At 68.5% G+C, this 11189-nt stretch carries 10 protein-coding genes; 7 read left to right on the top strand and 3 right to left on the bottom strand.

Annotated features, from left to right (window positions below; genetic code table 11):
• The 3 genes from BST28156_RS33950 to BST28156_RS33940 all read left to right on the top strand — a co-directional run.
• On the top strand, positions 1-1276 hold a 1276-nt coding region (locus BST28156_RS33950), incomplete at its 5' end, for a cytochrome-c peroxidase (protein ID WP_254596491.1).
• A 109-nt stretch (positions 1277-1385) separates the two neighbouring features.
• Positions 1386-1772 (top strand): RT0821/Lpp0805 family surface protein, encoded by a 387-nt coding sequence (locus tag BST28156_RS33945; RefSeq protein ID WP_174904529.1) that lies wholly within the window; start codon positions 1386-1388, stop codon positions 1770-1772.
• Positions 1773-1783: 11 nt separating this feature from the next.
• Complete coding sequence (locus BST28156_RS33940; protein WP_060242067.1) at positions 1784-2254, top strand: NUDIX hydrolase; 471 nt, start codon at positions 1784-1786, stop codon at positions 2252-2254.
• Positions 2255-2379: 125 nt separating this feature from the next.
• Here the strand turns inward: BST28156_RS33940 and BST28156_RS33935 are convergent, their stop codons facing one another.
• A complete protein-coding gene (locus BST28156_RS33935) occupies positions 2380-4089 on the bottom strand; it encodes a glutamine--tRNA ligase/YqeY domain fusion protein (RefSeq protein WP_060242069.1) in 1710 nt (569 codons plus the stop codon).
• 253 nt (positions 4090-4342) lie between these two features.
• Between BST28156_RS33935 and BST28156_RS33930 the strand changes: the two genes are divergently transcribed.
• Entirely contained in the window at positions 4343-4552 is a 210-nt protein-coding gene (locus BST28156_RS33930; protein WP_011656605.1) for a YMGG-like glycine zipper-containing protein, read from the top strand.
• A gap of 153 nt (positions 4553-4705) precedes the next feature.
• Positions 4706-5275: an RBBP9/YdeN family alpha/beta hydrolase gene (locus BST28156_RS33925; RefSeq protein WP_174904528.1), complete on the top strand. Its 570-nt coding sequence runs from the start codon at positions 4706-4708 to the stop codon at positions 5273-5275.
• Between the two features lie 28 nt (positions 5276-5303).
• On the opposite strand, the gene BST28156_RS33920 is transcribed toward BST28156_RS33925, so the two are convergent.
• Positions 5304-6524 (bottom strand): CaiB/BaiF CoA transferase family protein, encoded by a 1221-nt coding sequence (locus BST28156_RS33920; RefSeq protein WP_174904527.1) that lies wholly within the window; start codon positions 6522-6524, stop codon positions 5304-5306.
• Between the two features lie 242 nt (positions 6525-6766).
• Here BST28156_RS33920 and alaS point away from each other — a divergent pair, with 242 nt between their 5' ends.
• A complete protein-coding gene (gene alaS, locus BST28156_RS33915; RefSeq protein WP_060242072.1) occupies positions 6767-9391 on the top strand; it encodes an alanine--tRNA ligase in 2625 nt (874 codons plus the stop codon).
• Between the two features lie 135 nt (positions 9392-9526).
• Here the strand turns inward: alaS and BST28156_RS33910 are convergent, their stop codons facing one another.
• Positions 9527-10444, bottom strand: coding sequence for a LysR family transcriptional regulator (locus BST28156_RS33910; protein ID WP_174904530.1), 918 nt, complete (start codon positions 10442-10444; stop codon positions 9527-9529).
• 122 nt (positions 10445-10566) lie between these two features.
• Between BST28156_RS33910 and BST28156_RS33905 the strand changes: the two genes are divergently transcribed.
• Positions 10567-11189 (top strand): YbfB/YjiJ family MFS transporter (locus BST28156_RS33905; protein ID WP_174904526.1); only part of this gene is annotated, 623 nt, incomplete at its 3' end.

Genomic DNA, 11189 nt, shown 5'->3' with positions numbered 1-11189 from the left:
ACCGCCCGCCAGCGCCGCGAACACCGCCGGCGCCGCCGGTGCGAGTGCGGCCGCGACGTCCGGCGACGCCGGGCCGATCGTCGCCACCAACCAGCCGCAGACCCGCGCACAAGTTTACGAAGGCGTGCGCCGGATGACCGCGCTCGGCAAGCAACTTTTCTTCGACCCTACGCTGTCAGGTTCCGGCAAGCTGGCGTGCGCGTCGTGCCACAGCCCCGAGCACGCGTTCGGGCCGCCGAACGCGCTGCCGGTGCAGTTCGGCGGCGACGACATGCGGCACGCGGGTTTTCGCGCGGTGCCGTCGCTCAAATACCTGCAGGGCGTGCCGCAGTTCACCGAGCACTTCCACGATTCCGACGACGAGGGCGACGAGAGCGTCGATGCCGGTCCGACCGGCGGCCTCACGTGGGACGGCCGCGTCGACACGGGCGCCGCGCAGGCGCGCATTCCGCTCACGTCGCCGTTCGAGATGAACAGCTCGCCGGCGCAGGTCGCCCGGGCGGTGAAGGCCGCGCCGTATGCCGACGAATTCCGCGCGCTGTTCGGCGTGCACGTGCTTGACGACGATCAGGCCGCATTCAACGCGGTATTGCGTGCGCTCGGCACGTTCGAGCAGACGCCCGACGTGTTTGCGCCGTACACCAGCAAGTACGACGCGTACCTGGCGGGCCGCGCACGACTGACGCCGGCCGAGCTGCACGGGTTGCAGCTGTTCAACGACGAGACGAAGGGCAATTGCGCGAGCTGCCACGTCAGCCAGCGCGCGCTCGACGGCACGCCGCCGCAGTTCAGCGATTTCGGGCTGATCGCAATCGCGGTGCCGCGCAACCGCGCGCTGCCGGTCAATCGCGATCCGCGCTTTTACGATCTCGGCGCGTGCGGCCCCGAGCGCACCGACCTGAAGGGCCGCGACGAATTCTGCGGGCTGTTCCGCACGCCGTCGCTGCGCAACGTCGCGTTGCGCAAGACCTTCTTCCACAACGGCGTGTACCACTCGCTGGAGGACGTGATGCGCTTCTACGTCGAGCGCGACATCCATCCGGAGAAGTTCTATCCGGTCGCGCACGGCAAGGTGCAGATCTACGACGACCTGCCGAAGCGCTACTGGCCGAACATCAATCGCGAGCCGCCGTTCGACCGCAAGCCGGGCGACAAGCCGGCGCTGAACGAGGCGGAGATCAAGGACGTGATCGCGTTCCTGAACACGCTGACTGACGGATATCAACAAACGGCCCCGCAAACGGCCCCGCAAACGGCCGCGCAGGCGGCCCGCTAGCAGGGCCCCGTCGCGGCACGCATGCTATGCTCGCTCGCTGACGGGCGTGGCGCGCACCGGTTCGCCGGGGCGCGCCACGCCGTTCGATCGAACATCCAAGGAGAACAACATGTCGATGCGTGCATCCCTTTCCCTCGTCTCGCGTGTGCTGGCCGGCGCCGCGTGCGCTGCCGCGATGCTGCCCGCCCATGCGCAGAACAACCTGAACTTCCTCAGCGACACGCCGATCAGCTATTTCAGCAAGGCGGACCGCGCGTCGCTGTCGAAGGCGGTCGCGCAAGTGCGCGACGAAGGCAAGGACGGCGAGACCACGACGTGGCAGAGCAGCGGCCGCGGCACGCAGATCGATGCGAAGCTCACGCCGACCACGACCGAGAAGGACGGCAAGACCTGCCGCGAAGTCGCCACCGAAATCGCCGCGAAGGGCCAGACGATGACGCTGCGCCCCGTCTACTGCAAGACGGCCGCGGGCAACTGGCAGTTCCAGAAACGCTGAGCCCGCGCGCGATGAAGCGGAGCGCCGCGCCGCGTACGGTATCGTGCGGCGTCGTGATTCTCGACGGGGCCGGGCAGGTGTTCCTCGCGCATGCGACGGATACGACGCACTGGGACATCCCGAAGGGGCAGGGCGAGCCCGGCGAGTCGCCGGCCGACGCCGCGCTGCGCGAACTGCGCGAGGAAACCGGCATCGTGTTCGCGGCCGAGCGGCTGCTCGATCTCGGCCGCTTCGCGTACCGGCACGACAAGGACCTGCACCTGTTCGCGGTGCGCGTCGCCGACGGCGAGATCGATCCCGCGCACTGCACGTGCACGTCGCTGTTTCCGAGCCGTCGCGACGGCTCGCTGATTCCCGAGATGGATGCGTACCGCTGGACGGCGCCCGCCGACGTCGACACCTATGCGAGCCGCAGCCTCGCGCGGCTGTTCCGCACGACGCTGCCGCTGGCGGAGCTGCATCGGCGCCTGCTGCGCGCGTGACGATGCGGCGTCGTGTCGATCGGGGTTCATATGCAATAAAAAACCGGCGAAAGCCGGTTTTTTATTGGTTCGTCCGATGACGTCATGACCGGACGCGGCCGATCGCCGCCGCGCCCGGCCGGCCATCAGGCCGGCTTGCCCCAGCTGTCGCGCAGCCCGACGATCCGGTTGAACACGGGCTGGCCCGGCTTCGAATCGATGCGGTCGGTGACGAAGTAGCCGTGCCGTTCGAACTGGAAGTGCGTCTCCGGCGCGGCGTCGCCGGCGCCCGGCTCGACGAACGCCTGCACGACCTTCTTCGAATCGGGGTTCAGCGCGTCGAGGAAGTTCGCGTCGCCCGCGTCCGGATGCGGCTCCTTGAACAGGCGGTCGTAGATGCGCACTTCGGCCGGCTGCGCATGCTTCGCGCTGACCCAGTGGATGTTGCCCTTGACCTTGTAGTTGTTCGCGCCGTCGGTGCCCGACTTGCTGTCCGGGAAGTAGTTGCAGTGCACGGCCGTCACGTTGCCGTCGGCGTCCTTGTCGAAGCCCGTGCACTCGATCACGTAGCCGTAGCGCAGCCGCACCTTGTTGCCGGGGAACAGGCGGAAATAGCCCTTCGGCGGGTTCTCGACGAAGTCGTCGCGCTCGATCCACAGCTCGCGCGAGATCGGGAACGTGCGCACGCCGCGCTCCGGATGATGCGGATGCACGGGCGCCGTGCACGCTTCTTCCTGGCCTTCCGGATAGTTGTCGATCACGAGTTTCAGCGGATCGAGCACGGCGACCGTGCGCGGCGCCTTGTCGTCGAGATCGTCGCGCAGCGCGCCTTCGAACACGCTCATGTCGATCCACGAATCGACCTTCGTCACGCCGAGCCGCTCGCAGAACAGGCGGATGCTGTCCGGCGTGAAGCCGCGGCGCCGCACGCCGACGATGGTCGGCATGCGCGGGTCGTCCCAGCCGTCGACGTGGCCTTCGTTGACGAGCTGCAGCAGCTTGCGCTTGCTGGTGATCGCGTAGGTGAGCTTCAGGCGCGAGAATTCGATCTGTTGCGGCAGCGGGCGCGTGAACACGCCGGCTTCGGCGAGCTCGTTCAGCACCCAGTCGTACAGCGGGCGGTGATCCTCGAACTCGAGCGTGCACAGCGAGTGCGTGATGCCTTCGAGCGCATCCGAGATGCAGTGCGTGTAGTCGTACATCGGATACACGCACCACGCGTCGCCGGTGCGGTAGTGGTGCGCGTAGCGGATCCGGTAGATCACCGGGTCGCGCAGGTTCATGTTCGGCGAACCCATGTCGATCTTCGCGCGCAGCACGTGCTCGCCTTCCTTGAACTCGCCGGCCTTCATCCGGCGGAACAGGTCGAGGTTCTCGTCGGGCGTGCGGTCGCGGAACGGCGACGGCTTGCCCGGCTCGGTCAGCGAGCCGCGGTTCGCGCGCATCTCTTCCGCGCTCTGGCTGTCGACGTAGGCCTTGCCGCGCTTGATCAGCAGCTCCGCGTATTCGTACAGCTTGTCGTAGTAGTCGCTCGCGAAATACTGGTGGTCGACCGCGTCCTTGCGCCAGTCGAAGCCGAGCCAGCGCACCGCGTCGACGATCGAGTCGACGTATTCGACGCTTTCCTTTTCCGGGTTCGTGTCGTCGAAGCGCAGATGGCAAACGCCGCCGTAGCTGTTCGCGACGCCGAAGTTCAGGCAGATGCTCTTCGCATGGCCGATATGGAGATAGCCGTTCGGCTCGGGCGGGAAGCGCGTTTCGACGCGGCCGCCCCATTTGCCGGTGCGGTTGTCGTCGTCGATGATGTTGCGGATGAAATTGGAAGCCGCGGGGGCGTCGTTGCGTTCGGTGCTCATGCGGATGGCGTCAGGTTGTGTCGGCGCGTCGCGCCGGTTTAATCCTGCAATTCTACCTGACCGGGGGCCCTCCCGCGCGGCTGGCCATTGGCGGCGGGGCACGCGTGTCGCGTAATCGCAATATCTCGACTTTGTGTCGGCTGTAACACGACGTAAATCGGATTGCCCGCGCCATTCGGGTTTTTCTATGATGGGTTTCACCGTTTCAATGCCGCCGCTCGCGTTGCCGCACGGCGGAAGGACACTAACAACCATGATGAAGAAGACCACTTTTCTCGTTCGCACCGCGGTGATCGTCGCGGTCCTGTCGCAACTCGGCGCATGCGCGATGACGCATACGCAGCGCAATGCCGGTATCGGCGCGGCCGCGGGCGGCGCGCTCGGCTACCTGATCACGGGCGGCCCGGTCGGCACGGTTGCCGGCGCGGCCGCAGGCGGCCTGGTCGGCGCGGGCGTACGCTGAACGACGCCGGCGCATCGCGCGCCGGCCGATTGCGACGCCTGCGGGCGTCGCGCACATCCTTCCGGTTTTTTTGACAGGCAAGATCAGGGAGGAACGGATGTGCGACACTGCGTCGACACCCTATAACGACTTCATGCGTCGGCGCCTTCCTTCATGAGCGACTCCCGCATTTTCATCCTGCCGGGCTACGGCAATTCCGGCCCGCTTCACTGGCAGAGCCGCTGGGAGTGCGCCGACGCGCGCTTCACGCGCATCGCGATGCCCGACTGGGAGCGCGCGTTCCGCAACGGCTGGTGTCTCGCGCTCGACCGGGCGGTCGAGGCCGCGCGCGGTCCGGTGCTGATCGCCGCGCACAGCCTCGGCACGCTGACGACCGCCTGGTGGGCGACGCGCTATGCGCGGCCCGCTGCGCTCGCGAAGGTGCGCGGTGCGCTGCTCGTCGCGCTGCCCGATCCTGCCGGGCCGGCCTTTCCGGTCGACGCGCACGGCTTCGGGCCGGTGCCGCGCGAACGCCTGCCGTTTCCGACCTGCGTCGTCGCGAGCGGCGACGATCCGTACGGGTCGCTCGCGTTCGCACGCAGCTGCGCGCACGCGTGGGGCAGCACCTTCCACGATATCGGCCGGCGCGGCCACATCAATGCGGACAGCGGCCTCGGCGACTGGCCCGACGCACGCGGCTGGCTCGACGCGCTCGCGCGGCGGACCGGCCCCGCCGCCGCGTGACGCGCCGGTTGCCGGCAGGGCCGTTCGCTCAGATCGCCTGTTTCGCCTTCAGCGCGGCGATCCGCGCCTCGTCGTAGCCGAGCATGTCGCGCAGCACCTCGTCGGTCTGCGCGCCGAGCAGCGGCGGAGCGGTGCGCGCATCGGGCGGCGTCGCGCTCATCCGGATCGGATTGCGCACGAGCTTCACGTCCGCGCCGCACGGGTGCGGCAGCGCGACCTGCATCCCGCGCGCGATCACCTGCTCGTTGTCGAACACCTCGTCGAGATCGTTGATCGGGCCGCACGGCACGCCGGCCGCTTCCAGCGCATCGATCCACGCGGTCTTGCTGCGCGTCTTCACCATCTCCGCGAGGATCGGCACCAGCGTGTCGCGGTGGCGCACGCGCGCGGGATTGGTCGCGAAGCGCTCGTCGTCGGCGAGTTCGGCGCGGCCGCCGGCCTCGACGAACTTGCGGAACTGCCCGTCGTTGCCGACCGCGACGATGATCCAGCCGTCGCGGGTCTGGAACGTCTGGTACGGCACGATGTTCGGATGCGCATTGCCCCAGCGCACCGGCGGCTTGCCGCTCGCGAGGAAGTTGGTGTTCATGTTCGCGAGCAGCGCGACCTGCACGTCGAGCAGCGCCATGTCGATGTACTGGCCTTCGCCGGTGCGGTCGCGGTGCGCGAGCGCGGCGAGCACCGCGATCGTCGAGTACAGGCCGGTCGCGAGATCGGCGATCGCGACGCCGGCCTTCTGCGGGCCGCCGCCCGGCTCGCCGTCGCGCTCGCCGGTGATGCTCATGAAGCCGCCGATCCCCTGCACGATGAAGTCGTAGCCCGCGCGGTGCGCGTACGGTCCCGTCTGGCCGAACCCGGTGACCGAGCAGTAGACGAGATCAGGCTTCACCGCGCGCAGCGATTCGTAGTCGAGCCCGTATTTCTTCAGCTGGCCGACCTTGTAGTTCTCGAGCACGACGTCGCTCTGCGCGGCCAGCTCGCGCACGATCTGCTGGCCTTCGGGCGTCGCGATGTCGACCGTCACCGAGCGCTTGTTGCGGTTCGCGGCGAGGTAGTACGCGGCCTCGGCGGTGTCCGCGCCGTGCGCGTCCTTCAGGTACGGCGGCCCCCAGTGGCGCGTGTCGTCGCCGGCGCCCGGGCGCTCGACCTTGATCACGTCCGCGCCGAAATCGGCGAGCGTCTGCGCGCACCACGGGCCCGCGAGTACGCGGGTAAGGTCCAGCACGCGGATATGGCTCAGGGCACCCATCGTCGAATCGTCTCCTTGGTTGGCTTGGCTGCGCGTTGCGCCGGCAACGCGAATCGGGATGCCGAGCATCTTAAGGCGAATCGGCCGCGGCAGTGGCCCAGCCGGGGCGGCTGGATGGCCGAGCCGCTTTGCCGGGAACGGCTGCCGATCCCGTATAATCGATCGTTTCCGAATATGCCGCCGTGCGCCCGTCCGGGCCGCCGGCGTTTGAAGCCGTCTTAGCCAGACTGTCCCTGCACGCCATGAAAGCTGCCGAAATCCGCGAGAAATTTCTCAAATTCTTCGAATCGAAGGGCCATACGATCGTCCGCTCGTCGAGCCTCGTGCCCGGTAACGACCCCACGCTGATGTTCACGAACTCGGGCATGGTCCAGTTCAAGGACGTGTTCCTCGGCACGGACCAGCGCCCGTATTCGCGCGCCACGACGGCGCAGCGCAGCGTGCGCGCGGGCGGCAAGCACAACGATCTCGAGAACGTCGGCTATACCGCGCGTCACCACACGTTCTTCGAGATGCTCGGCAACTTCTCGTTCGGCGACTACTTCAAGCACGACGCGATCAAGTTCGCGTGGGAGCTGCTGACGACCGTCTACCAGCTGCCGAAGGAAAAGCTGTGGGTCACCGTCTACCAGGAAGACGACGAGGCGTACGACATCTGGGCGAAGGACGTCGGCGTGCCGACCGAGCGGATCATCCGGATCGGCGACAACAAGGGCGCGCGCTACGCGTCGGACAACTTCTGGACGATGGGCGACACGGGCCCGTGCGGTCCGTGCACCGAGATCTTCTACGATCACGGCCCGGACGTGTGGGGCGGCCCGCCGGGATCGCCCGAGGAAGACGGCGACCGCTACATCGAGATCTGGAACCTCGTGTTCATGCAGTTCAACCGCGACGCGCAGGGCAACATGACGCGCCTGCCGAAGCAGTCGGTCGATACCGGCATGGGCCTCGAGCGTCTCGCCGCGGTGCTGCAGCACGTGCACAGCAACTATGAAATCGACCTGTTCCAGAACCTGATCAAGGCCGCCGCGCGCGTGACCGAGACCAGCGACCTGAACAACAACTCGCTGAAGGTGATCGCCGACCACATCCGCGCGTGCGCGTTCCTGATCGTCGACGGCGTGATTCCCGGCAACGAAGGTCGCGGCTACGTGCTGCGCCGGATCGTGCGCCGCGCGATCCGCCACGGCTACAAGCTCGGCCGCAAGGGCGCGTTCTTCCATCGGCTGGTGGCCGACCTCGTCGCCGAGATGGGCGTCGCGTATCCGGAGCTGAAGGAAGCCGAGCAGCGCGTGACCGACGTGCTGCGCCAGGAAGAGGAGCGCTTCTTCGAGACGATCGAGCACGGCATGTCGATCCTCGAGGCCGCGCTGGCCGACGTCGACGCGAAGGGCGGCAAGGTGCTCGACGGCGAACTCGCGTTCAAGCTGCACGATACGTACGGCTTCCCGCTCGACCTCACGGCCGACGTGTGCCGCGAGCGCGGGATGACGGTCGACGAGCCGGCGTTCGACGACGCGATGGCGCGCCAGCGCGAGCAGGCGCGCGCGGCCGGCAAGTTCAAGGCGACGCAGGGCCTCGAATACGCGGGCGCGAAGACCACCTTCCACGGCTACGAGGAAATCGCGTTCGACGATGCGAAGGTCGTCGCGCTGTACGTCGACGGTTCGGCCGTCAACGAGGTGAAGACCGGCCAGGACGCGGTCGTCGTGCTCGACCACACGCCGTTCTACGCGGAATCGGGCGGCCAGGTCGGCGACCAGGGCGTGCTCGCGAATGCGGCGACGCGCTTCGCGGTGGCCGACACGCTGAAGGTGCAGGCCGACGTGATCGGCCATCACGGCACGCTCGAGCAGGGTACGCTGAAGGTCGGCGACGTGCTGCGCGCGGAAATCGACGCGCACCGCCGCGCGCGCACGCAGCGCAACCACTCGGCGACCCACCTGATGCACAAGGCGCTGCGCGAAGTGCTCGGCGCGCACGTGCAGCAGAAGGGTTCGCTCGTCGATGCGGACAAGACGCGCTTTGACTTCGCGCACAACGCGCCGCTGACCGACGACGAAATCCGTCGTGTCGAGCAGATCGTCAACGACGAGATTCTGGCCAACGCGCCGGGCATCGTGCGCGTGATGCCGTACGACGAAGCGGTGAAGGGCGGCGCGATGGCGCTGTTCGGCGAGAAGTACGGCGACGAGGTGCGTGTGCTCGATCTCGGCTTCTCGCGCGAACTGTGCGGCGGCACGCACGTGAGCCGCACCGGCGACATCGGTCTGTTCAAGATCGTGATGGAAGGCGGCGTCGCGGCCGGCATCCGTCGCGTCGAGGCGATCACCGGCGACAACGCGGTGCGCTACGTGCAGGAACTCGACGCGCGCGTGAACGAAGCGGCGGCCGCGCTGAAGGCGCAGCCGTCGGAACTGACGCAGCGCATCGCACAGGTCCAGGACCAGGTGAAGTCGCTCGAGAAGGAACTGTCGGCGCTGAAGTCGAAGCTCGCGTCGAGCCAGGGCGACGAGCTCGCGCAGCAGGCCGTCGAAGTCGGCGGCGTGCACGTGCTGGCCGCGACGCTCGACGGCGCCGATGCGAAGACGCTGCGCGAGACCGTCGACAAGCTGAAGGACAAGCTGAAGAGCGCGGCGATCGTGCTCGCGGCGGTCGAAGGCGGCAAGGTCAGCCTGATCGCCGGCGTGACGGCCGATGCGAGCAAGAAGGTCAAGGCCGGCGAGCTCGTGAACTTCGTCGCGCAGCAGGTCGGCGGCAAGGGCGGCGGCCGTCCGGACATGGCGCAGGCGGGCGGCACCGAGCCGGCCAACCTGCCGGCGGCGCTCGCGGGCGTCAAGGGCTGGGTCGAAGCGCGGCTCTGATCCGCGCAACGTGCGGCGCGATCCTGTGAAGGGATCGCATGAAACGACCCGATCGGCGTTGGCCGGTCGGGTCGTTTGCATTTTCATCCGGGAAACGTTGCGCGGCCCGTGCCGCCCGCCGCCGACCGCGCGCAGTCAGGCGGGCATCGCGACGGGCGGTTTCGCCGCTGCGTTGTCCGCCTGCCGCGCCGCTTCCGCAAGCGCATCGCGCAGCGCGGCGAGCGCCGCCGATGCGTACCCGTGCCGCCACGCGAGCAGCGTGTCGATGCCGTGCAGTTCGGCGATTTCGTGCTGCGCGAGGCTGCCGACTTCCGGCTGCCGGTCGAGCACCGAACGCGGCGCGACCGCGATCCCGGCGCCGGCCGCGACGCACGCGACGATCGCGTGGTACGAGCCGAGTTCGAGCACGCGCGCCGGCTTCATCCCGTGCGCCGCATACCATTGTTCGACGTACTTGCGGTACGAGCAGCCGCGCTCGAACGCGACCAGCGTCGGCAGGATCACGTCGCGCGGCGTGCGCACCGGCGGATGGCCGCGCGGCGTCAGCAGCACCAGGTCCTCGCGGAATACCGGCACCGTCTCGAAGGTGTCGGGCAGCATGTCGGGCGCGGGCGGCCGCGCGAACAGCGCGGCATCGACCTCGAAGTCGCGCACCTTGTCGATCAGCCAGCCGGTCGTACCCGTCACGAGTTCGAGCGACACGTCGGGCCATGCATGGTGATAGCGCGCGAGCACGGTCGGCAGCCGGCTCGCGGCCGTGCTCTCCATCGTGCCGAGCCGCAGCCGCCCGCGCGGCGTGTCTTCGCGCACCGCGTCGCGCGCCTCGTCGGCGAGCGCGAGCAGGCGCTCCGCATACGGCAGCAGCGTCTGCCCGGCCGGCGTCAGCACCAGCCGGCGGCCGTCGCGCACGAACAGCGCCGCGCCGAGCTCTTCTTCGAGCTGCTTGATGCGCGTCGTCACGTTCGACTGCACGCGATTGAGCTTCGCCGCCGCGCGCGTCACGCCGTTCTCGCGCACGACGGCACGGAAAATCGCCAGCGCCGCCAGGTCCATGGTTCTCTCCATGTGATGACTCGATTCTGAATTATTCATTTTTCGAGAATGTTTGGTCAAGCTAGGATACAAACATTCCGATTTCCGTTCAGGCCGGCGCGTGATGCGCGGCCGATACCGCCATGTCCCGTTCCGATGCCCCGACCGCCGCGCTCGACGCGCGCCCGTCCCGCGAAGCCGATCGCCGCGCCCGTGCGGCCGCGCTGGCCTGCATGGTCGGGCTGGCGGTCGCGCTCGGCGTCGGCCGCTTCGCGTTCACGCCGCTGATGCCGCTGATGCTCGCCGACGGCTCGATCGGGCTGAAGGCCGGCAGCTGGCTTGCTTCGGCGAACTACGCGGGCTATTTCGTCGGCGCGGTCAGTTGCGCGGCGCTGCGCGTCGCGCCCGCGCGGATGGTCCGCCTCGGGCTCGCCGCGACCGTGCTGCTGACCGCCGCGATGGGCGTCGGCCATCTGCTGCCGGTGTGGCTCGCGGTGCGCTTCGTCGCGGGCGTCGTCAGCGCGTGGACCTTCGTGTTCATCTCGCAATGGGGGCTGCGGCGGCTCGCGGAGCTGCATGCGCCCGAGTGGAGCGGGGTGATCTACGCGGGGCCCGGCGTCGGCATCGTGTTGACGGGGCTGATCGGCAGCGCGCTGGCCGGCCATCGCGCGGCGCCCGGCTGGCTCGGTTTCGCGGCGCTGGCGGCGGTGCTGTCGGCCGCGATCTGGCGCACGTTCGCCGTTGCGCCGGCGACAGGCGTGCCGAC

Origin of the sequence: Burkholderia pseudomultivorans, from assembly GCF_902499075.1 — a bacterium.
In the GTDB taxonomy this organism is placed as follows: Bacteria; Pseudomonadota; Gammaproteobacteria; order Burkholderiales; family Burkholderiaceae; genus Burkholderia; species Burkholderia pseudomultivorans.
Note: the sequence above shows the minus strand (reverse complement) of the source record. Positions and strands in the feature narration are given on the sequence as shown.